Annotated in this window: 22 protein-coding genes and 1 pseudogene; 15 read left to right on the top strand and 8 right to left on the bottom strand. The window is 73.6% G+C overall.

Annotation, left to right across the window (positions count from 1 at the left end; translation table 11 throughout):
* Positions 1 to 41: 41 nt before the first annotated feature.
* Positions 42 to 602: an Lrp/AsnC family transcriptional regulator gene (locus tag KV557_RS14890; protein ID WP_256177428.1), complete on the bottom strand. Its 561-nt coding sequence runs from the start codon at positions 600 to 602 to the stop codon at positions 42 to 44.
* A gap of 203 nt (positions 603 to 805) precedes the next feature.
* On the opposite strand from KV557_RS14890, the gene KV557_RS14895 reads away from it, so the two are divergent.
* On the top strand, positions 806 to 1,339 hold the full coding sequence (locus tag KV557_RS14895) for a VOC family protein (RefSeq protein ID WP_256177429.1): 534 nt from the start codon (positions 806 to 808) through the stop codon (positions 1,337 to 1,339).
* 52 nt (positions 1,340 to 1,391) lie between these two features.
* Here the strand turns inward: KV557_RS14895 and KV557_RS14900 are convergent, their stop codons facing one another.
* Entirely contained in the window at positions 1,392 to 1,925 is a 534-nt protein-coding gene (locus tag KV557_RS14900) for a hypothetical protein (RefSeq protein WP_218200386.1), read from the bottom strand.
* Between the two features lie 133 nt (positions 1,926 to 2,058).
* Between KV557_RS14900 and KV557_RS14905 the strand changes: the two genes are divergently transcribed.
* The 4 genes and pseudogenes from KV557_RS14905 (at position 2,059) to KV557_RS14920 (ending at position 7,504) form a co-directional block, all read left to right on the top strand.
* Positions 2,059 to 2,763 (top strand): response regulator transcription factor, encoded by a 705-nt coding sequence (locus KV557_RS14905; RefSeq protein WP_218200387.1) that lies wholly within the window; start codon positions 2,059 to 2,061, stop codon positions 2,761 to 2,763.
* Entirely contained in the window at positions 2,760 to 4,241 is a 1,482-nt protein-coding gene (locus KV557_RS14910; RefSeq protein WP_256177444.1) for a sensor histidine kinase, read from the top strand. The genes KV557_RS14905 and KV557_RS14910 overlap by 4 nt, the downstream gene beginning before the upstream one ends.
* A gap of 387 nt (positions 4,242 to 4,628) precedes the next feature.
* Positions 4,629 to 5,936 (top strand): annotated as a pseudogene (locus KV557_RS14915) (glycoside hydrolase family 18 protein); the annotation flags it as partial.
* 170 nt (positions 5,937 to 6,106) lie between these two features.
* Positions 6,107 to 7,504, top strand: coding sequence for a glycosyltransferase 87 family protein (locus tag KV557_RS14920; RefSeq protein ID WP_218200388.1), 1,398 nt, complete (start codon positions 6,107 to 6,109; stop codon positions 7,502 to 7,504).
* A 56-nt stretch (positions 7,505 to 7,560) separates the two neighbouring features.
* Here the strand turns inward: KV557_RS14920 and KV557_RS14925 are convergent, their stop codons facing one another.
* Positions 7,561 to 7,977, bottom strand: coding sequence for an SsgA family sporulation/cell division regulator (locus KV557_RS14925; RefSeq protein ID WP_218200389.1), 417 nt, complete (start codon positions 7,975 to 7,977; stop codon positions 7,561 to 7,563).
* 431 nt (positions 7,978 to 8,408) lie between these two features.
* Here KV557_RS14925 and KV557_RS14930 point away from each other — a divergent pair, with 431 nt between their 5' ends.
* Complete coding sequence (locus tag KV557_RS14930) at positions 8,409 to 9,782, top strand: RDD family protein (protein WP_218200390.1); 1,374 nt, start codon at positions 8,409 to 8,411, stop codon at positions 9,780 to 9,782.
* 100 nt (positions 9,783 to 9,882) lie between these two features.
* Positions 9,883 to 10,611 carry an RDD family protein gene (locus tag KV557_RS14935; RefSeq protein ID WP_218200391.1) on the top strand — a complete coding sequence of 243 codons (729 nt, stop codon included), beginning with the start codon at positions 9,883 to 9,885 and terminating at the stop codon, positions 10,609 to 10,611.
* 34 nt (positions 10,612 to 10,645) lie between these two features.
* On the opposite strand, the gene KV557_RS14940 is transcribed toward KV557_RS14935, so the two are convergent.
* Positions 10,646 to 10,888: a hypothetical protein gene (locus tag KV557_RS14940; protein WP_218200392.1), complete on the bottom strand. Its 243-nt coding sequence runs from the start codon at positions 10,886 to 10,888 to the stop codon at positions 10,646 to 10,648.
* A gap of 205 nt (positions 10,889 to 11,093) precedes the next feature.
* Between KV557_RS14940 and KV557_RS14945 the strand changes: the two genes are divergently transcribed.
* Both KV557_RS14945 and KV557_RS14950 read left to right on the top strand, forming a co-directional pair.
* Positions 11,094 to 11,786 carry an endonuclease V gene (locus KV557_RS14945; RefSeq protein ID WP_218200393.1) on the top strand — a complete coding sequence of 231 codons (693 nt, stop codon included), beginning with the start codon at positions 11,094 to 11,096 and terminating at the stop codon, positions 11,784 to 11,786.
* A gap of 101 nt (positions 11,787 to 11,887) precedes the next feature.
* Positions 11,888 to 12,445, top strand: a complete 558-nt coding sequence (locus KV557_RS14950; protein WP_218200394.1) for a DinB family protein — start codon at positions 11,888 to 11,890, stop codon at positions 12,443 to 12,445.
* Between the two features lie 9 nt (positions 12,446 to 12,454).
* Here KV557_RS14950 and KV557_RS14955 read toward each other — a convergent pair whose 3' ends face one another.
* Both KV557_RS14955 and KV557_RS14960 read right to left on the bottom strand, forming a co-directional pair.
* Positions 12,455 to 12,910: an RNA polymerase sigma factor gene (locus KV557_RS14955; RefSeq protein WP_218200395.1), complete on the bottom strand. Its 456-nt coding sequence runs from the start codon at positions 12,908 to 12,910 to the stop codon at positions 12,455 to 12,457.
* 423 nt (positions 12,911 to 13,333) lie between these two features.
* Positions 13,334 to 13,870: a hypothetical protein gene (locus tag KV557_RS14960; protein WP_218200396.1), complete on the bottom strand. Its 537-nt coding sequence runs from the start codon at positions 13,868 to 13,870 to the stop codon at positions 13,334 to 13,336.
* A gap of 256 nt (positions 13,871 to 14,126) precedes the next feature.
* On the opposite strand from KV557_RS14960, the gene KV557_RS14965 reads away from it, so the two are divergent.
* On the top strand, positions 14,127 to 15,131 hold the full coding sequence (locus KV557_RS14965) for a hypothetical protein (RefSeq protein ID WP_218200397.1): 1,005 nt from the start codon (positions 14,127 to 14,129) through the stop codon (positions 15,129 to 15,131).
* Between the two features lie 32 nt (positions 15,132 to 15,163).
* Here the strand turns inward: KV557_RS14965 and KV557_RS14970 are convergent, their stop codons facing one another.
* Together KV557_RS14970 and KV557_RS14975 are read right to left on the bottom strand one after the other, a co-directional pair.
* Positions 15,164 to 15,754, bottom strand: a complete 591-nt coding sequence (locus tag KV557_RS14970; RefSeq protein ID WP_218200398.1) for an isochorismatase family protein — start codon at positions 15,752 to 15,754, stop codon at positions 15,164 to 15,166.
* A gap of 253 nt (positions 15,755 to 16,007) precedes the next feature.
* Positions 16,008 to 17,324 carry a nicotinate phosphoribosyltransferase gene (locus KV557_RS14975; protein WP_218200399.1) on the bottom strand — a complete coding sequence of 439 codons (1,317 nt, stop codon included), beginning with the start codon at positions 17,322 to 17,324 and terminating at the stop codon, positions 16,008 to 16,010.
* Positions 17,325 to 17,480: 156 nt separating this feature from the next.
* On the opposite strand from KV557_RS14975, the gene clpS reads away from it, so the two are divergent.
* The 5 genes from clpS (at position 17,481) to KV557_RS44860 (ending at position 20,960) form a co-directional block, all read left to right on the top strand.
* Complete coding sequence (clpS, locus tag KV557_RS14980; protein ID WP_218200400.1) at positions 17,481 to 17,774, top strand: ATP-dependent Clp protease adapter ClpS; 294 nt, start codon at positions 17,481 to 17,483, stop codon at positions 17,772 to 17,774.
* Between the two features lie 101 nt (positions 17,775 to 17,875).
* Positions 17,876 to 18,448 carry a DUF2017 domain-containing protein gene (locus tag KV557_RS14985; protein WP_218200401.1) on the top strand — a complete coding sequence of 191 codons (573 nt, stop codon included), beginning with the start codon at positions 17,876 to 17,878 and terminating at the stop codon, positions 18,446 to 18,448.
* 231 nt (positions 18,449 to 18,679) lie between these two features.
* A complete protein-coding gene (locus tag KV557_RS14990; protein WP_218200402.1) occupies positions 18,680 to 20,122 on the top strand; it encodes an amino acid permease in 1,443 nt (480 codons plus the stop codon).
* A gap of 111 nt (positions 20,123 to 20,233) precedes the next feature.
* Complete coding sequence (locus KV557_RS14995; RefSeq protein ID WP_218200403.1) at positions 20,234 to 20,665, top strand: Mov34/MPN/PAD-1 family protein; 432 nt, start codon at positions 20,234 to 20,236, stop codon at positions 20,663 to 20,665.
* A gap of 175 nt (positions 20,666 to 20,840) precedes the next feature.
* Complete coding sequence (locus KV557_RS44860; protein WP_350581485.1) at positions 20,841 to 20,960, top strand: putative leader peptide; 120 nt, start codon at positions 20,841 to 20,843, stop codon at positions 20,958 to 20,960.
* The last annotated feature ends 90 nt before the right edge of the window (positions 20,961 to 21,050 follow it).

Consider the following 21,050-nt stretch of genomic DNA (forward strand, 5'->3'; position numbering starts at 1 on the left):
GGCCGGTGTCCCGGGCGAGCTGCTTGGCGGTGGCTCCCCGTCTATTCGGCGGCGGCCTGGTCCACCAGCGGCAGGATGCGGTACGGCACCGGGTTCTCCAGGGCGATCGCCGTCGACGAGCGGACGATCCCGTCGAAGCCCACCACCCGGTCGATCACCCGCTGCAGATCGGCGTTGGAGCGGGCCACGATCCGCACCATCATGTCCCCGGCCCCGGTGATCGTGTGCAGCTCCAGCACCTCCGGCACGCTCGCCAGGTGGGCCCGGACGTCCGCGCCCTGGCCCTGGGAGATCTCCAGGGTGGCGAAGGCCGTCACCGGGTAGCCCAGCGCGGCCGGGTCCACCTCCGGGCCGAAGCCGCCGATCACGCCCTTGGCCTGCAGCCGGTCCAGCCGGGCCTGCACGGTGCCCCGGGCGACCTGGAGGCGGCGCGAGCACTCCAGCACGCCGATCCGGGGCTCCTCGGCGAGCAGCCGGATCAGCCGGCCGTCCAGCGCGTCGATCGCGTCGTTCCCCGCGGGCGCCGTGGCGGTGCCGGAAGCCCCTTGCGGCGTAGGGGGGTTGGGCGAGCCGGGGGAGCTCGGGGAGTGGGCGGGGGGCATCGCGGCTCCGTCCTCCGGTGGGCATTCTGTACAGCGGTGCCATCGATTCTCCCGCCCCGGCGCACAGCTTGACCAGGATGAAACGGAACAGTTGCGCGTCGGTCGGCCCGGCGTCACCCTCCAGCCACAACCCCGTGCGCCGGGCCCCACACCGGCGGGTGGGGCGCACACCGTGGTCTCGTACGCCTACCGGGAGGGCCGTCATGACCGACACCGCCGCCGAACCCGTCCTGCTCGCCGCGGGCCGGGAGGAGCCCGAACTCGTCCCGATGGGCCGTGCCGACGCGGTGGTCTTCGTGGTCGGCGACGCCGAGCGGGCGGCCCGCCGCTACATGGGGGCGCTCGGCCTGCGCTGTACCGCGTACGCCGGGCCGGAGACCGGCGAGCCGGAGACGGTCTCGTACGTGCTGAACGCGCCCGGCACCCGGTTCGTGCTGACCTCGCTGGTCCAGGTGATCGGCCCGCGCGGGCGGGAGCTGGCGGCGCACCTGGCCCGGCACGGGGACGGGGTGCTGGACCTCGCGGTGGCCGTGCCGGACGTGTACTACGCGTACGACTACGCGGTGGACCGGGGCGCGGCCTCGCTGACCGAGCCGTACGAGGTGCGGGACCGGTACGGCGCAGTGGTGCTCGCCGCGATCCGGGTGCCCGGCGGGACCAGGCACACGCTGGTGGACCGCTCGCGCTACGCCGGGCCGTACCTGCCGGGGTTCGTGCCGTTCGAGCGGCAGTGGTGAGGGCGGCAGTGGTGAGGGCGGTGGAGGTGAGGGTGGCAGTGGTGAGGGCGGCTCAGCGGACGGCGGTCTCGACGATCGGCGGGTGGCCGTTCCAGTAGACGAACACCGAGTTGGCCTGGGTGTCCTTGGTGAAGTCCACCCGCATCCACTGGTCGCCGTTCCACACCTGCATCTGCCAGCCCGGGTCCGGGGTGGCGGAGACCAGCGAGGCCTTGTCCGGGCGGATGTCCAGGGCGACCCGGCCGCCGGGCACCGGGTAGCTCTTCACCGTGGACGTCGTAGTGGTGGTGGCGGGCGCCGGGCGGCGGGAGGCCGACGGGGTGGCGGTGGGGGCCGGCCCGTGGGAGGCGGCGGCGGACGGGGAGACGGGCTGGGCGGGCGTCTCGGCCTGGGGTGCGGAGCGCTCCTGGTCCGGGGTGGCGGTCGGCGTGCGCGGGGCGTCGGTGGCCGGGGAGGGCAGCGGCAGCGCCTTGGGCTGCTCGAACGCGGCGCCGGTCAGCACCGCGTGCACGCCGAACCAGGACAGCGCCACCGCCGCCCCGGTGGCCGCCGCCCAGGCGCCGAGCTGCACCAGTCCGTTCCGCATCGTGCGCACATCCTGCCGTATTCCGGACCGCGGCAGACCGGCACCCCCGTTGTCGGTCAGGGGAGTTGCACCATGCCCGGACCCACCCCCGAGGTACAGACCACTGGGTGCCGATGGCGTACCGTGCAGGGCCATGGCAACAGTGCTCGTGGTCGAGGACGACCCCTTCGTACGGTCCGCGCTCATCCGGCACCTGACCGGCACCGGTCACGCCGTCCGCAGTGTGGGCACGGCCCTGGAGGCGCTGCGGGAGGTCGCCCAGGTCGGCTGCGACCTGGTGATCCTCGACCTGGGCCTGCCCGACCTGGACGGCAGCGAGGCGCTCAAGATGATCAGAGGGCTGACCAACGTGCCGGTGATCGTCTCCACCGCCCGGGACGACGAGGCCGAGATCGTCCGGCTGCTCAACGACGGGGCCGACGACTATCTGGTGAAACCTTTCTCCGGGGAGCACCTCAGCGCCCGGATGGCCGCCGTCCTGCGCCGGCTCGGCGGCGGCGCCGCCCCCGTCGCCCAGGTGCTCCGGGTCGGCGGACTGGCCATCGACCTCCAGCGCCGCGAGGCCGTCCTGGACGGGCGGCTGCTCGACCTCACCCGCCGCGAGTTCGACCTGCTGGCCTTCCTCGCCGCCCGGCCCGGCGTGGTGGTGCCGCGCAAGGAGATCCTCGCCGAGGTCTGGCAGCAGACCTACGGCGGCGACCAGACCATCGACGTCCATCTCTCCTGGCTGCGCCGCAAACTCGGCGAGACCGCCTCCAGCCCCCGCTACCTGCACACCGTGCGCGGCGTCGGGGTCCGGCTGGAGGCTGCCGGGGGCCCGGCGGAGCACCGGACATGAGGCGGTTCGGGCACTCGCTGCGCTGGGCTCTGATCAAGGCCGCCGTCGCCGGGACCACCATGGTCGCGCTGGCCTTCCTCATCCCGCTCGGCCTGATGGTCCAGCAGACCGCCCGGGACCGGGCGTTCACTGCCGCAGAGCGGCAGGCCGCCGCGCTCGGGCCCGCCCTCGCCATCACCACCGACCAGGACGCCATCAACCGCGCCCTGGCCAGCACCGATGCGGGCGCGCAGAACCGGATGGCGGTCCACCTGCCGGCGCCGGCGGCGCCAGCGAGTGCGCCCGGGGCGGGCGGGCCTGGTGGGCCCGGCGGACTCGGTGGGCCTGGTGGGCCTGATGGGCCTGGTGGGCCCACCATCGGCGAGGCCCGGGCGGCCGCCGCCGACGTCTCCACCGCCGGCGGGCAGGGCCGCTCCTTCACCGTCGAGGTGCCCGGCGGGTACGCGCTGCTCCAGCCGGTCGCGGTGGACACCGGCCGGACCGCCGTCGTCGAGGTGTTCGTGGCCGACGGCGACCTCACCCGGGGCGTCTCCACCGCCTGGCTGGTGCTCTCCGCGGTCGCGCTCGCGCTGGTCGCCATCTCGGTGCTGGTCGCCGACCGGATGGGCGCCCGGATCGTCGCCTCGGCCCGCCGGCTCGCCTCCGCCGCCCGCTCGCTCGGCGCCGGCAACCTCGCCGTCCGCGTGCCGGTCGACGGGCGGACGGCCTCCGGCAGCCCCGAGGAACTGCGCGAGGCCGCCCACGCGTTCAACACCATGGCCGACCGGGTGGTCCAACTCCTCGCCGCCGAACGGGAACTGGCCGCCGACCTGTCGCACCGGCTGCGCACCCCGCTGACCGTGCTGCGGCTCAACGCCGCCTCGCTCGGCGAGGGCGATGCGGCCGACGCCACCCGGCACGCCGTCTCCCAACTGGAGCGCGAGGTCGACCAGATCATCCGCTCCGCCCGCCGCGCGCCCGAGGACGCGCTCGCCGTCGCCGTCGGCTGCGACGCCGCCGAGCTGATCCGGGAGCGGGTCGGCTTCTGGTCCGCGCTGGCCGAGGACGAGGGCCGCCGCTGGCAGCTGGCCGGGGCCGACCGGGCCGCGCCCGTCCCGGTCCAGCGCGGCGACCTGGCCGCGGCCGTGGACGCGCTGCTCGGCAACGTGTTCCGGCACACCGCCGTCGGCACCGCCTTCTCGGTCGACGTGCTGGCCACCGACAGCTCGGTGATCGTGCTGGTCGGCGACGCCGGACCGGGCTTCAGCGACCCGGCCGCCGCCCTCAAGCGCGGCGAGGGCCACGGCGGCGAGGGCTCCACCGGCCTCGGCCTGGACATCGTCCGCAAGCTCGCCGAGGCGACCGGCGGCGACCTCGCGCTCGGCCGCTCCGCCGTCCTCGGCGGCGCCGAGCTCCGCCTCCGCCTCCTGACCCGCCCCGACGGCGGGGTGCCGCGCGTGGGCCGGCGCCGCAACCGGGGCGTGCTGTTCCAGAAATGAACGCAGGGGCAGGGAGTTCGGCTCCGCGGCGGGGTCTCCCTTAACCGCGTCCTAAGGGAGTTCTACCGTTCCTTTGGACTGATCAGGAGTGGTTCCCGATGAGCCGCACGCCCCGAACGGTCTTGGGCGCACTGGTCCCCGGCGTACTCAACCCCGCTGGGCGACACGCATCCCGTGCGTGGTCCGTCCCGGGAGGCCGGTTCCCTCACGACCTGGCCACATGGACGCGGCCAGAGGCGACGGGGAGGCCCTGAACCATCACTCCGGTGGAGCAGGGGCCCCGCACGCCGACACCGAACCCGGTGTCCCAGATCGCGACACGAGACTACGTGACCATGCAGCCGCCTTACCCACAGCCGACTGGATGCCACCCGATCGAGCTAACGAACTCGGATCGACTCGCTCTGGAACGCCACCTTCACCGCCGACGGGCAGCACATCACCGTCAGGCCGGAGTCGTGGAGCAAGCGGCTGGAGCCCGGCAAGAGCGTCGTGGTCGGCTTCGTCGCGCAGGGCGCCGGCGCCGCCCAGACGGAGCCCGTCAACTGCCTGATCAACAACGCGTCCTGCAGGGGCGGCGACGGCACCGTGCCCACGCCGTCGGGCCGTCCGACCGCCACCGGCACGCCGACTCCTTCGGGCCGCCCGACGGCCACCCCCACTGCGACCCCAACCACGACGGCCACCGCCACCGCCAAGCCCAGCCCGACCGCGACGGCGAAGCCGACCACCCCGGCCCCCACACCGACCGGTGCGCCCGTACCCCCGGCCGCCGCCGGGGCCGGCTTCGCGCCGTACGTCGACACCTCGCTCTACCCGCCCTACGACCTGGTCGCCACCGCCAAGGCCACCGGCGTCAAGAACGTCAACCTCGCCTTTGTCGTGTCCGGCGGCGGCTGCACCCCGAAGTGGGGCGGCGTCAGCGACCTCTCCGCCGACGCGGTGGCCGCCCGGATCGGCGCGCTGCGGGCGGTCGGCGGGGACGTCCGGGTCTCCTTCGGCGGCGCCAACGGCACCGAGCTCGCCCTCGCCTGCTCGTCCGCCCCCGACCTGGCCGCCGCCTACCAGAAGACCGTCGACGCCTACGGCCTGACCAGGCTCGACTTCGACGTCGAGGGCGGCGCGATCGCCGACACCGCGGCCAACACCCGCCGCGCCCAGGCCATCGCCCAGCTCCAGCGGAACGCCGCCGCCAAGGGCAAGCCCCTCGACGTCTCCTTCACCCTGCCCGCGCTGCCCTCCGGCCTGACCCAGGACGGCGTCAACCTGGTCGCCGACGCCAAGAACAACGGCGTCGCGATCGGCGCCGTCAACATCATGGCGATGGACTTCGGCGACGGCGTCGCCCCGAACCCGCAGGGCCGGATGGGCACGTACGCGATCGCCGCGGCCACCGCCACCCAGGCCCAGGTGAAGAGCGTGCTCGGGCTGGACGACGCGGCCGCCTGGCGCAAGGTCGCCGTCACCCCGATGATCGGCGTCAACGACGTCGCCGGCGAGGTCTTCACCGTCGCGGACGCCAAGCAGCTCGCCGACTTCGCCGCGACGAAGCACCTGGCCTGGCTGGCCATGTGGTCCGGCACCCGCGACAAGGCCTGCGACGGCGGTGCCAAGGCCTACGCCGACGCCACGTGCAGCAGCATCGTCCAGCAGCCGCTGGACTTCACCCGGGCACTCGGCGCCTACACCGGCTGACGCTCTCGGACCCCGTTCCCTCTCCGCGCCCCGGCCGGCCGTACTCCGATCCGCAACGGAACACGGCTGGTCGGGACCTTTCGTCACGCTGTGTGATCGATCGCTCCCGGGCCGGGGTGGCGGACATCCGGTATCGTCGCTGGTTGGCCGAGCGGTGGACGGAGCGAACAGTGACAGCGGTGCAAGACGAGCGCAGCCCGGTGCGGACCGCACCCGACCCCTCGCCCGCTCCCCTGTCGGACCGGCTGAAGCACGCGCTCGACGCACCCGTCCGCGCCCTGCGCGAGGCACCCCGCCGTCCGCTGCTGGCCGCGTCGGCCGTGGCGTTGCTGTCGCTGGTCGTGTACGCCGTGGTCCGGCACTTCGTCCACACCTCGATGGTGGACATGATCGTCTACCGGGCCGAGGGCGCCGCCGTCGCCAACGGCACCGATCTCTACGCACTGCGCGTCACCGAGTGGAAGCTGCCCGCGACCTACCCCCCGTTCGCGGCCATGCTGTTCGTCCCGACCACCTGGTTCGGGATCCCGTTCCTGCGGGTGGCGATCACTCTCGGCAACCTCGGGCTGCTCGCGCTGCTCGCCCACCTGTCCTTCAAGCTGGCCGGCTGGCCGCGCCGCGAACTGCGGCCGATCGGCGTGATCCTGGTGACCGGCTGCGGGGTCTGGCTCGAACCCGTGTTCACCACGCTCCGCTACGGCCAGATCAACCTCGCGCTCGCCTGCCTCATCCTCTGGGACCTGACCAGGTCGGACGCGCGCCGCAGCAAGGGCATGGCGATCGGCATCGCCGCCGGCCTCAAGCTCACCCCCGGCCTGTTCGCCGTCTACCTGCTGATCACCGGCCGGGTCCGGGCCGCCTTCGTGGCCGGCCTCACCTTCCTCGGCACCTTCCTGATCGGCCTGGTCGCGCTGCCCGACGCCACCTGGGGCTTCTGGACCAAGTACCTCTACGACTCCTCCCGGGTCGGCAAGACCGAGATCGTCGACAACCAGTCACTGCGCGGCGCCTTCGCCCGCCTCCTGCACACCGCCGACCCCGGGACCGTCGCCACCCTCGCGGCCGGCCTCACCGCCGTCGCCGGGCTCTTCGTCGCCGCCTGGGCCGCCCGCAGCCACCACTGGCTGCCCCGCGCCGAGGCCTGGGGCATCTGCTGCGCCGCCGTCACCGCCGTGCTGATCTCCCCGATCAGCTGGACCCACCACTGGGTGTGGTGCGTGCCGGTGCTCGTCCTGCTCGGCGCCGAGGCCTCCGTCGAGCACGCCCGGCCGGCGGTCGTCCGCAGGGTCCGCTGGCGGGCCGTCTTCTGGGCCACGCTGGTCGCGTTCCTCTCCTTCGCGATGTGGGCCGCGAAGCCGCTCGGTCCGGCCGTCCTGCACATGGGGCCGCTGCGCCAGCTGCCGACGTCCGTCTACCCCTGGGTCGGGCTCTGCTTCCTGCTCGCCGCCGCGATCCGGATAAGGGCCCGGCGGCGGGCCGGCGGCGCGCCGGTCGTCCGGCTGCCCGGGCAGCGCGACGGCGGTCCCGGCGCCGCGCGCGAGCGTCAGCAGGCCCCCGCGGCCCGCTGAGTCTGCGGGGGCGCCGCTCCTGCGTGTGCCGTCCGGGTGTGCCGTGCGGCGGCCACTCACGCGAGCAGCTCGGCGAGCGAGCCGTCCATGTCCAGCGCGGCCAGCTCGCTGCCCGGCGGGACCAGCCGGTGTGCGCGCTCCAGCCAGGCCGCGACGGCCGGCAGCGGCGCCTCCAGCAGCGCGTCCCCGGCCGGGGAGCTGAGGGCCAGGCACAGCACGCTGCGCCGGCCCGAGCGGGTCGGCCAGATCCGCACGTCGCCCTGGCCGCACGGGCGGAAGGTGCCCTCGACCAGCAGCTCGCGGGCGAACACCCAGGTGACCGGCGAGCCGGTGTCCAGGTGGAAGGTGATGTGCACCGCGTACGGGTCGTGGCTGCCGTAGGACAGCCGCGCGGGGACGGGGACGCTGTGCTCGGGGGAGAGCACCAGGTTGAGCTCCAGCTCGTGCTCGACCACGCCGACGGGGCGCTCCATGATCGTCGTCCTCTCTGCCTTCGGTTCGTGCCCGGTTCCGGGCCCTGTCACCTTTGAGAGCGCGGTCCGTACCGGCTCTTACTCGTGTTTCCGAGATTTCTTCGGAAACTTCCGGGAACGTCGGCGAGAGGTGGTGAGCGGTGGGAGGCGGGCGCGCGGGCTGCTCTGCGCGCCGGGGGTCGCCGCTGTCGGCGCGCGGTGGGCTCCTTACCCCGGGCGGTCCCCCGCTGTCCGGGGATTGGCCAACTTACTGTGACGGGTCCGCCGAGGTACTACCCTTTGTGACTGCCCGGCGACTTTCCGCCCACCCGGTGATGCCCCCGCACGCACCGACCGCAGAGCCGCCCTCCGCGCCCCGGGTCGCCCCGCCGGCCCGCCGGGCGGGCGTGCCGTGGCGGCCCCGCCAGGACCAGCCAGGAAAGAAGACCCCCATGACGGACCGGCCCTTCGCCGGCGGTACGGACACGGCCGTCGGACCCACGCCGGGCTACTACCCCGACCCCTCGATCCCCGGGTTCGTCCGCTACTGGGGCGGCTCGGCCTGGGTGCCTGGCACCAGCCGGCCGGCGCCGGCGGAGGGGGAGGTGCTGGAGCCGCCGCGCTTCGTGGCCCGGCGGCCCGGGGCGGGTGCCGGGGTGGGGGCGGGGGCGCGGTTCGTGCCGCCGCCGGCGCCGGCTCCTGGGCCGACGGATGCGGCGGACGGTGGCGACGGTGGCGGGGACGGCAGGGCGAACGGTTCCGGGGAGACCGGGCCGGTGTACCTGGACCAGACGGAGGGTGGGGCGTCGTTCGTCGTCGGGCCGCAGATGGAGGCGCTCGGCGGGCCGGTGTTCCGGGAGGCGGGAGAGCCCGTGCCTCCGGTCTCCGGTGTGCCCGAGGTGTCGGAGGCGCCCGAGCTTTCCGAGGTGGCCGAGGGGTCGGACACGTCCGGGTGGCAGGTCGATCCGCGGGCGCAGCGGGGCCTGATGGAGACGGGCGTGGCGCCGCGTTGGGTCTCGTGGGGGGTGCTTCCGGGGGCGCCCGAGGTGGAGGAGGGGCGTGCGGAGGAGCAGCTAACTCCGGTTGGTGAGGCGGCGGCGGCGGTCGGCGTCGCGTCGGTGACGGCTTCGGGGCCCGTCCCGGCGGTGGCGGTGCGGGCGGCGACTGCTGTTGCGGTGGAGGTGCCTGAGCGAGCCGAGGCTGCCGAGCCTGTTGAGCCCGTTCCTGCCGAGCCCGCCGCCCCGGTCCCTGCCGCCTCGGCCCCCGCCGCCCCCGCCGTACGGCCGCGCCGGGCAGCCGCCGCCCGCCGTCGCCCCGCCCCCGCCGCGCCGGCCGAGCTCGGACGCCGGCTCGCCGCGCGGGCCGTCGACACCGCCGTCCTGGCCGTCGTCGCCACCGCCGCCGCGATCCCGCTCGGCACCTCGGCGGCCGACCACATCCAGCAGAAGCTCGACCAGGCCCGGATGGCCAGCGCCCTCACCCGCCGTCAGGTCCAGGTGTGGCTGATCGACGACGTCGTGGTCGGCAAGATCGTGGTCCTGCTCGGCATCCTCGTCTTCGTCAGCCTCCTCTACGAGGTGCTGCCGACCGCCCGCACCGGCCAGACCTTCGGCAAGCGGCTCGCCAAGATCCGGGTGGCCGACGTCGCCGCCTCTCCGAGCGCTGCCGCCCGCACCCGGCTGAGCCTCGGCCGCGCCCTGCTCCGGTGGGTGGTCGGACTGCTGGCCGTCCTCCTGCCGATCGGCCTGCTCTGGCCGCTGCTCGACCGCCCGGCCCGGCGCGGCTGGCACGACCGGGCGGCGCGCACCCGGGTCGTCCGGGACTGAGCGCCGGCCCGCGGCCCGCCCCGTCCTCTTTCCGCCCCTGCCGGGCAAAACGGACTGAATATCCCAAACGCGGCGAATGTGTGATGTTCTACTCGGGGGCATGAGTACCCACGACCCCTCAGGCCCCCAGCCGGAGGGGGGCGGCCAGCCCTCCTCCGACAAGCAGTCCCCGCAGCCGGGCGACGGCACGCCGGAAGGCAAGCCGTCGGAGCCGTACGGGAGCCCACCGCCCGCCGACAGCCCCCAGGACCGCCCCGGCGCATACGGCGGCACCTTCGGCGGACCGTCCTACGGCCAGGGACCGTTCGGCCAGGCCCCGTACGGCCAGCAACCGCCGTACGGCCAGGGCCCGTCCGGCTACGACCCCACCGGACACGGCGCCCCTGGCGGGGGCCCCGTCCCCGGGATGCCGCCCATCGGCAGCTGGCCCAACCGGATCCTCGCCCGGCTCATCGACTACCTCCTCGTCCAGGTCGTCGCCGTGCTCATCGTGCTGCCCTTCGCCAGCCTCAGCGACCGCTCCGGCTCGGCCGGCGCGTTCTGGCTCGCCTGCGCCCTCTACCTCATCTACGAGGGCCTCATGCTCGGCCGGGACGGCCAGACCCTCGGCAAGAAGGCGATGAAGGTCCGCGTCGCCATGCTCGTCGACGGCAACTCGCCCACCCAGCCGGCCGCCTGGACCCGCGCCGCCGTCTACATCCTCCCCGCCGTGCTCTGCTGCGCCGGCCTCTGGTGGCTCATCGACGGGCTCTTCGGCGTCTTCGACAAGCCCTACCGGCAGTGCATCCACGACAAGGCCGCGAAGACCGTGGTGGTCTCCACGGCCTGACCGGTGGAGCGGTGCGGTGACGCCCGGCGGCGGATCAGCGCTGCCGGGCGTACTCGTGCCCGGCCGGGGCCGCAGCCGGCACCTGTGCGGGCCGGGCCGACCGCGCGGAGACGGACAGCGACAGCAACGTCACCAGCGTGCCGAGCGCCACCGCGAAACCCACCAGCACCGCGACCTCCAGGACGCCCGCGGCGCCCGAGACGGCCAGCAGCACCACGGTGGTGGCGACGACGGTGAACGTACCGAGACAGAACTGAGCAGCGGACGGACGCGGCATGACGGGGGTCCTTCGCACGTCGGGGGAAACGGGCGGGAATGGTGCCGGTTCCAGAAGTCCTACCCGGCAAGGGAGTTCGGTAAGTCCAGGCTAAGCCCCCGCCTCCGGGGCACAGGGGGCGCACGGGCTCACCCCGGGGTCGTCCGCCCCGCTCGATACGGTGACCTCGACCCGCCCGCCCACGTGATCCCCGGGGGACCCACCCGTGCCCATCCCTGCCGACTGGCCCACCACCGAAGCCCAGGCCCTCGCCGAACAGGAACGCCTCCGCCCCCTCGTTCAGCCCCACGACGACCCGGGCCTCCCCGCCGACCGGCTCATCGCGGGCGTCGACGTCGCCTACGACGACGACCGCGACCTCGTCGTCGCCGCGGCCGTCCTCCTCGACGCCGACACCCTTGCCGTCGTCGAACAGGCCACCGCCGTCGGCCGGATCCCCTTTCCCTACATCCCCGGACTCCTCGCCTTCCGCGAGATCCCCGCCGTCCTCGACGCCCTCGCCGCCCTCTCCCACACCCCCGACCTCGTCGTCTGCGACGGCTACGGCCTCGCCCACCCCCGTCGCCTCGGCCTCGCCAGCCACCTCGGCGTCCTCACCGGCCTGCGCACCCTCGGCGTCGCCAAGACCCCCTTCACCTTCCACCACGACCAGCCCGACACCCCCCGCGGCGCCACCACCCCCCTCACCGACCCCGCCACCGGCGAGGAAGTCGGCCGCGCCGTCCGCACCCAGCCCGGCGTCAAACCCGTCTACGTCTCCGTCGGCCACCGCATCGGCCTCGACACCGCCGTCCGCACCACCCTCCACCTCGCCCGCCGTTACCGCCTCCCCGAAACCACCCGCCATGCCGACCACCTCTGCCGCCGGGCCCTCACCGCGGAGACGCAAGCGAACTGACCGTGTCCCCGGCGGGCCCGTCCCCGGCGCTGGCAGCATTTTGGTGGTGGGTGGCGGCAATGGCGCTGGTGGGGTGGGTGGGGCGGCGCCATTCTGGGGGCATGAGTACTTCGGAGAACCCCGCCGGCGCGATCGTTCCGGACACCAAGGACTGGACCTGGGTACTGGAGCAGGCCTGTCCGGACTGTGGGCTGGACACCCCGGGTGTGGTGCGTGAGGACGTCGCCGGGATGGTGCGCGCGAACGCGACGGGCTGGCTCGCCGTGCTGTCGGGCGACGAGGACGGGCTGCGTCGCCGGCCGCGTCCGGAGGTGTGGTCGGATCTGGAGTACGCGTGCCATGTGCGGGACGTGTTCCGGCTGTTCCACGTCCGGCTGAACCTGATGCTGGAGCAGGACGACCCGCTGTTCGCGAACTGGGACCAGGACGAGACGGCCGTCGCCGAGCGCTACGGGGAGCAGCGGCCGGCCGCGGTGGCGGAGGAGTTGGCGGCGGCCGCCGAGAGGTTGGCGGCGGCGTTCGAGCGGGTGGCGGGGGAGCAGTGGCAGCGGACCGGGAACCGGAGTGACGGGGCGCGTTTCACGGTCGAGTCGTTCTCCCGCTATCTGATCCACGACCCGGTGCACCACCTGTACGACGCGACCGGCGCGCGGGCCTGAGGGCCGGGGTCACCAGCCGGAGGCCTCGTGCAGCATGGTGCGCCGGAGCCGGCCGGCCACGCTGGCGGTGTCGGTGCCGATGACGTCGGCGATCTCGGGGGCGGCGAGGCCGACGACGTAGTGCAGGATGGCCAGGTCGTCGTCGGCGGGGTGGCGATCCGGGGTGGTGGGCACGGGCTGCCGGGTGTGTTCGGCGACGGTGCCGCGCAGGATTTTCCAGGCGTGGGCGGTGGGGTTGGAGCTGCCCAGTAACTCGCGCCAGTGGACGGCGATTTCGGCGAAGGCCTGCTGGACGGCGATGGCCGCCTCGGCGCGGTCGGGCAGCCACACGCGGGCGTAGCTGAGGTACCGCGGGCGGTGGAGTTCGCAGAACGCGGCGAACTCCACGGGGACGTCCGGCGGGAGGACGGCCTGGTCGGCGGGCCGCGGGGGCGGCTCGGCGGAGCTCCTGTGGCGGTTGGTCATCTCGGCTTCTCGGCAAGGGAGATGGATGTCTGACGGTCGATCATCTGCGCTCACTCTACGGTAGGCCCTCGGTGCGCTGGGTGACCAATCGGATTGAATGCCCGGATCCCGTCGCCGCTCGGCCGGTTCCGGTGCCGGCCGGTGCGGCGCGGGGGCGGTCGGCGGGAGGGTGGTGCGCAGTGCTGCGGGGGGTGCAGGGGTGAGCGTGTCGAGGCTGGTCAGAGGTGTGGGCGGCGTCGGCCGCACGGCAGTTGATGTGCCACCGTAGGCCCTGCGGGGCCTGACGTCCACGCCCACGGCGCGAAGCCGGGTGCGCGCAACCGCACGCACGACCGTGGCGCCCGCGACGTCGCGCCAGGGGGCGGCCGAATCGACCACGCCCCGGCGGCACTCTGCCCGGGGCGTGGATGGATTGACGGTTCGTCAGTAGTGCGGTCGGGCCTCGGCGGGGGAGATCCGGTCGTCAGCGGCGGTGTTGCGTTCGAGCTGGGAGGGGAAGGTGTCGATGGCCCGTCGCCGGGCGAACTGTGCCGCGACGGCGGCCGCGGCTCCGGCGGCGCTCGCGGCCGCGACGGTGTTGGCGTTCTCCTCGCACGAGCGGGGCGGGCGTGCGTTCGTGCCGCGCCGGCGGCGGCCGAGGGCGGTGCGGGCGGCGTGTTCCTCGGCCGCCTGTCTCGCGGCCAGGTAGGCCTGGACGGCGGCCATGCCGTAGACCGGCTGGATCAGCTGGTGGCCTTTGAAGAAGGGTCTTGCGGGGGCGAATCCGGCGGCGACCACGAGGTCGCGGATCTCTGCTATCTCGGCTTCGCTGCGGGCGGTGAAGCGGACCTCCCAACCCTTTTTGTACGTATGGCCCTGTTCGCCGCTGCGGCGGGCCGGGTCCGGGCGGCGGACGTATCCGGGCAGGCGGCCGAGGCGGAGTTGGGCCGCGCGGAGGCCTGCGGTCTCGTCACGTGACATGACGTAAGCCTAGGCAATCCCGCGGGCGGGAGTGACGCCCGGAGGGTGTCTCGGCGTATGCCCTTGGTCACCCTCGGTCAGACGGCCTGGTCGCTGATCGTTTTCGATCAGATACGACAAGCATATTGGCGTTCATTACTCCAAATGAGTGAGGGTATGGGGACTTTAGTGCAGGCTGATCCCGGTTTCGCGACGGTTGCGTAACAGTGCGTCAGGCGGTCGCTCACCGGTCCGGGCGGTTGGGGATGGTGTCGGCATGAACTACCGGATTCCCTCGCCGCCGCCGTCCCTGGAGGAGCTGGCGAAGCGTCAGCAGAACGTCATCACCGCGAGCCAGCTGCGCGCCCGGGGCGTGCCGGCCCGCGTCATCACCGAGCACTGCCGCCGCGGCGGCCCCTGGCAGCGGCTGCTGCCGCGGGTCTACCTGCTGCAGTCCGGCGGTCCCACGCCGGAGCAGCGGATGTGGGCCGCGCTGCTGTACGCGGCGCAGAACGGCCGGGAGGAGGGCCGCCGCGAGGGCGCGGTCATCACCGGCGCCGCCGCGCTCGCCCTGTACGGCTTCGCCGCCGTGCCCCGGCTGCCCGCCGTCACCGGGGTGGACGTCCTGGTGCCCCGCCAGCGCCGCCTCAAGGACGCCGGCGACGTGCGGATCTGGCGCACCGAACGGGAGTTGGTGGCCCGCTCGGTGCACGGACTGGCCTGCGCGCCGGTCGCCCGGGCGGTGGCCGACGCGCTCCGCGAGTGGACGGCGGACGGGACGGCCCCGGCGCCCGTCCGGGAGGTGCTGCGCGAGGCCGTCACCCGGCCCGAGGGGCGGTGCACGGTACGGGAGTTGGCGGCCGAGCTGGCCGAGTCCGGGCTGACCGCCGAGCCCCGGGTGCGGGCCGCGCTGGACGAACTGCTGGCCGCCGAACGGGACGCGGTGCTGGACCGGCTCGGCGAGCTGGTGGACGAGTGGCTGCTGCCGATCCCGCTGGCCGGCCCGGAGTTGCGGATGCGCGGCGGCACCTACATCGCCGTCCCGGACCTGTACTGGCCGGAGCGGGGCGTCGCGGTGGAGGTCGACTCCGACCTGCGCTGCGTCAGCGAGGGCGAGGCCGCCTGGGTCCGCGGCGGCCAGCACCGCATGGAGTACCTGGGGATCCGGGTGGTCTACGTCAACGGCGCGCGGCTCGCCGCCGACCCGGAGGCGGTCGGCACCGAGCTGCGCGAGGCCTTCCGGGCGGGCGGGACGGACGTCGTGGAACTCCTCCTGGAGTAGGGGCCGTCTTCGGACTCCCGACGCCCGCCGGTTCAGCCGCGCACCACCGGCTCGCCGACGAGTTCCACGCCGGCCGCCCGGAGCTCCTCCAGCGCGGCGGCGGTGGTCCCGGCCGCCACCCCGGCGGTCAGCTCCAGCAGGACGCGGGTGGTGAACCCGGCCCGGGCCGCGTCGAGCGCGGTGGCCCGGACGCAGTGGTCGGTGGCGATGCCGACCACGTCGACCTCGTCGACCTGCCGCTCGCGCAGCCACTCCACCGGCCCGCGGTTGTTCTCGTCCAGCCCCTCGAAGCCGCTGTACGCCGCCGAGTGGGCGCCCTTGTCGAAGACCGCCTCGACCGCGCCGGAGATGACGGCCGGCGCGAAGTTGGGGTGGAAGCCGACGCCCTCGGTGCCCGCCACGCAGTGCACCGGCCAGCTGGTGACGTAGTCGGGTTCGGTGGAGAAGTGGTCGCCCGGGTCGATGTGGTGGTCGCGGGTGGCGAGGATGTGCTGGTAGCCGGGGGAGGACTCGGCGATCAGATCGGTGATGGCGGCGGCCACCTCGGCGCCGCCGGCGACGGCCAGGCTGCCGCCCTCGCAGAAGTCGTTCTGCACGTCGACGACGATCAGTGCCCGGTGCATGGCTCGCATCCTCGAATGTGGGGGGCGTCCGCCGTCGGCGGCGTCCCGGTGGCGGGGTCCCCGGGAGTGCTCGGCCCGCGGACGAGGTGCGCGCACGACGAACGTTCGCGGGACGTACGCAGGTCGTACGCGGGTCGTACGCGGGGAGTTCTCGGGGACTCCATGGGAACTCTACGGCTGACTCTAGGGAGTGGCGCGCGGAGGCGGAAGGCCCGGGACTCGCAACGGGCCCGCCGCCGGTCCGCGCGTCCGCCTAGACCATCAGCTCGGTCGGCAGGACCGGGTCGCCCTTGGAGAGCTGAGTGGCCGACAGTGGCAGCGCGGCCCGGGCCCGGACGTGCCGTTCGCGGGCGGCGCCCAGCGGCTCGCGGCCGACCGGCTCGCCGGCCCGGACCAGCGGCACCTGCATCAGGTACGGCTCCAGCTCGGCGGGGACGGGCCCGGTGCCGACCACCTCGGCCTCGGCCACGCCGTCCGCGTCGGGCCGGCGGGCGGCCCACTTGCGCCCGCCGATGCTGGTCTTTCCGCCGGCCGCGCGCTTGGCCACCGGGATCAGCGGCCCGTCCGCGGTCTCGGCGCGGGCGACCAGCTTGTAGACCATCGCGCAGGTCGGGTGGCCGCTGCCGGTGACCAGGCTGGTGCCGACGCCGTAGCCGTCGACCGGGGCGGCGGCGAGCGCGGCGATCGCGTACTCGTCCAGGTCGGAGGTGACGATGATCCGGGTCTTCTCGGCGCCGAGTTCGTCGAGCTGGCGGCGGACCCGGTGGGCGAGCAGGGTGAGGTCGCCGGAGTCGATCCGGACGGAGCCCAGTTCGGGGCCGGCCACCTCGACCGCGGTGCGGACGGCCTCGCGCAGGTCGAAGGTGTCGACCAGGAGCGTGGTGCCCTTGCCCATGGAGGCGATCTGCGCCCGGAAGGCGTCCCGCTCGCTGTCGTGGACGAGGGTGAAGGCGTGCGCGGCGGTGCCGGTGGTGGGGATGCCGTGGGTGAAGCCGGCCTCCAGGTCGGAGGTGGCGGCGAACCCGGCCACGTAGGCGGCCCGGGCGGCGGAGACGGCGGCCTGCTCGTGGGCGCGGCGGGCGCCCATCTCGATGACCGGGCGGCCGCCGGCGGCGGCGGTCATCCGGGAGGCGGCGGCGGCGATCGCCGAGTCGTAGTTGAGGATCGACAGGATCACCGTCTCCAGGATCACCGCCTCGGCGAAGGTGCCCTCGACGGTGAGCAACGGCGAGCCGGGGAAGTAGACCTCGCCCTCGGGGTAGCCCTGGATGTCGCCGGTGAACCGGTAGTCGGCGAGGTAGCGCAGGGTGTCGTCGTCGACCACGCCCTGGTCGGCGAGCCAGTCCAGTTGGGCGCGGGTGAAGCGGAAGTTCTCGACGGCGTCGAGCACCCGGCCGGTGCCGGCCATCACCCCGTAGCGACGCCCGCTCGGCAGGCGCCGGGTGAACACCTCGAAGACGGAGCGGCGTTGCGCGGCCCCGCTGCGCAGGGCGGCCTGCAGCATGGTGAGCTCGTAGCGGTCGGTGAGCAGCGCGGTCGAGCCGGCCGCGCGCACGGAAGTGGCGTCCATGCGGATGATGCTACTACCACTTAACGTCAGAGTGACGATTTCTCGTGGACGGCGGCCGGGGCGAAATCGCCTGGGGGTCCCCCGGATGGCAGCATGGGGGCTGACAGGGACATCGGACGACAAGCGTGGAGACAACGCAGCGAGGAGGACCCGGCGGTGAGTGTCGCGCCCGTGGAGATCGAGCGCCCGGAGGTCGAAGGACTGCCGGTGGCGGAGCCGGACACCCCCTGGGTGACCATCGTCCACAACGACCCGGTCAACCTGATGAGCTACGTCCAGCACGTCTTCCAGGCCTACTTCGGCTACCCGAAGGACAAGGCCAGGAAGCTGATGATGGACGTGCACACCAAGGGCCGGGCGGTGGTCTCCAGCGGCTCCCGCGAGGAGATGGAGCGGGATGTCCAGGCGATGCACGGCTACGGCCTGTGGGCCACGCTGCAACACGACTGACGGCGGGGGCGAGAAGGCCCCCGACGACCGCGCGACCGGCGACCGTGCGAGCGGATACGACCGCGCGACCGAAGACGACGAAGACGGGCTGACCGATACAGATGGCTGGGTTGTTCGAGAGCACCGGCGGCGGGAGCGCGGCGATCGCGCTGGACGAGGTGGAGGCCTCCATCCTGCGCTCGCTGGAGGTGCAGATGCTGGAGCTGATCGGCCCCGGCCCGGGCGAGGGCGGCGGCGACCCGCTGGCGGCGCTGTTCGCCGAGGGGCCGACCGAGGCGCCGGCCGATCCGGCGCTGGCCCGGCTCTTCCCCGACGCCTACGGCGACCCGGGCAAGCCGGACGACCCCGAGGCCCAGGCCGCCTCCGGCGAGTTCCGCCGCTTCACCGAGCTCGACCTGCGCGCCCGCAAGCGCGACGACGCCCTGGTCGTCGTCCGGACGCTGGACGGCCTCGGCGGCGGTGGGGTGCTCAAGCTGGCCGCCCCCGACTGCCTGCGCTGGCTGGGCGCGCTGAACGACCTGCGGCTGACCCTGGGTGCCCGGCTGGAGGTCACCGAGGAGGACGAGCAGGGCCTCTACGACCTGCCGGACAGCGACGAGCGCAAGCCGCTGGTGATGGCGTACCTGTGGCTGGGCGCGCTCCAGGAGTCGCTGCTGGAGGCGATCGCCGACTGATGGCGGACTGATCGCGGACTGATTTCGCCCGCTTTCGCACCTGATCCTGCCCGGTTTCGGGCACGTCCCGGCCGCTTCGTCCAGCATGTGGACGGGCGGCCGGGGCATTTCCGTTCAAATCGGGCGAACCCTACCAGGTCATGCTCAAATAACGCTCAGATGAACTCCGCTATCCGGACCCTGCGTGGTACGACTTCTCCACTCCACGAGACCCACCCAGGACGGTGCACCATGGCCGAGCAGCTGTACGACGAAGTGGTCGACACCAAACCGGACGACGAGGGCTACGAGCGGGGACTCGGCAGCCGCCAGATCCAGATGATCGCGATCGGCGGCGCCATCGGCACCGGCCTGTTCCTCGGCGCCGGGACGGCGATCTCCAAGTCCGGCCCGAGCCTGATCCTCTCCTACGGCGTCGCCGGCGTGGTGATCTTCGTGATCATGCGGGCCCTCGGCGAACTCCTCACCTACCGCCCGGTCTCCGGCAGTTTCGCCGAGTACGCGCGGGAGTTCCTCGGCCCCTTCGCCGGCTACGTGACCGGCTGGACGTACTGGCTGTTCTGGGTCGTCACCGGCATGGCGGAGACCACTGCCGCCGCCGTGTACGTGAAGTTCTGGGCGCCCGGAATCCCGCAGTGGCTCAGTGCGTTGACCTTCCTGGTGATCCTCTACGCGGCCAACCTGATCTCGGTGAAGCTGTTCGGCGAGATCGAGTTCTGGTTCTCGATGGTCAAGGTCACCGCCATCATCGGCATGATCCTCATCGGCATCGGCGTGCTCACCCTGGGCTTCAGCAAGGCCGGTGACACCGCGTCGATCACCCACCTGTGGCAGGACGGCGGCTTCTTCCCCAAGGGCATCGGCGCCACCGTGATGACCCTGCAGATCGTCATGTTCGCCTACCTGGGCGTCGAACTCGTCGGCGTCACCGCGGGCGAGAGCGAGAACCCCGAGAAGACCCTGCCGCGCGCCATCAACACGCTGCCCTGGCGCATCGCGCTGTTCTACATCGGCGCCCTGGTGGTCATCCTGTCGCTCGTGCCGTGGACCGAATTCCAGCCCGGCGTCAGCCCGTTCGTCGCCGCCTTCGGCAAGATCGGCATCCCCGCGGCGGCCGGGATCATCAACTTCGTGGTGCTCACCGCCGCGCTGTCCTCCTGCAACTCCGGGATGTACTCCACCGGCCGCATGCTGCGCGACCTCGCGCTGCGCGGCCAGGCCCCGGGCCGGCTCACCAGGCTCAACACCCGCCGCACCCCGGCCTTCGCGATCACGGTCTCCTGCCTGCTGATGGGCGCCGGCGTGGTGCTCAACTACCTCGTTCCGGCGCGGGCGTTCGAGTACATCACCTCGGTCGCCACCGTCTGCGGCCTGTGGACCTGGGCGATGATCCTGATCTCCCAGATCCGCTACCGCAAGGCCTGGAAGGGCGGCCACCTGCCGCCGCCCAGCTTCAAGGCACCCGGCGGCGCCTGGGTCAGCTGGGCCGCGCTCGGCTTCCTCGTCCTGGTCGTGGTGCTGATCGGCCTCGACAAGGACAACCGCATCTCGCTGTACGTCTTCCCGGCCTGGGCCGCGCTGCTGGTGGTCGGCTACCAGGTGCTCAAGCGCCGCAGCCCGGAGGCCGTCCACGGCGTCGCCCACGACCACCTGCACGTCCGCAACGGCGGCTGAGCAGGCCCGGTTCCCGGCCTGCCGGACCCCCGCGACCGGGTGGCGGACGCCCGGTGACCGGGCTTCGGACGCCCCGGCGGACACCCGCCGGGGCGTGGCTATCCTGACCGCATGCTGACCATCACCCGAGAACTGCGCGACCGGATCGTCGCCCACGCCCGTGCCGATCACCCGGACGAGGCCTGCGGCGTGGTCGCCGGACCGGCCGGCAGCGGACGGCCCGAGCGGTTCGTCCCGATGCTCAACGCCGCCCGCTCGCCCACCTTCTACGAGTTCGACTCGGGCGACCTGCTCAAGCTCTACCGCGAGATGGACGACCGCGACGAGGAGCCGGTGGTCGTCTACCACTCGCACACCGCCACCGAGGCCTACCCCTCGCGCACCGACGTGAGCTACGCCTCCGAGCCGTTCGCCCACTACGTCCTGGTCTCCACCGCCGAGGGCAACGGCGAGGACGACCCGTACCAGTTCCGCTCGTTCCGCATCGTGGACGGCGAGATCACAGAGGAAGACGTCCAGGTCGTCGAGGCCTACCCGGCCTGACCAGCACCCACCTGGGCACGGCCCGCCGACCGCCCGCGAGCGGTCGGCGGGCCGGCGTCGTCTCCGGCACCGTCCTCGGCACAGTCCCGGGCGTCGTCTCAGCAGAAGGAACGAGAACATCCGGATCCCGAGACGGGCATGTCGGAGCGGGCCCGGGAATCTATACGATGAGCCCATGCGTTCCGTCGATGTGAGCAACCAGGCCCCGGGCACCCGCCTCGTGGCGCGCCTGCACATCGACCTGTGCCGGCTCGCCAGTGCGATCTGTCCCGGCACGCCCGCGCGCTCGCGCTGAGCCGCCCCGCCCCACCCGGGCCCGCCGCCGCACGCCGTGCCGAGCCCCGGGACCGTCCGCCCTGCCGCGCCCGCTGCGGCCCACCCACCT

Source organism: Kitasatospora aureofaciens (assembly GCF_019192735.1).
GTDB classification, from domain to species: Bacteria; Actinomycetota; Actinomycetes; order Streptomycetales; family Streptomycetaceae; genus Kitasatospora; species Kitasatospora aureofaciens_A.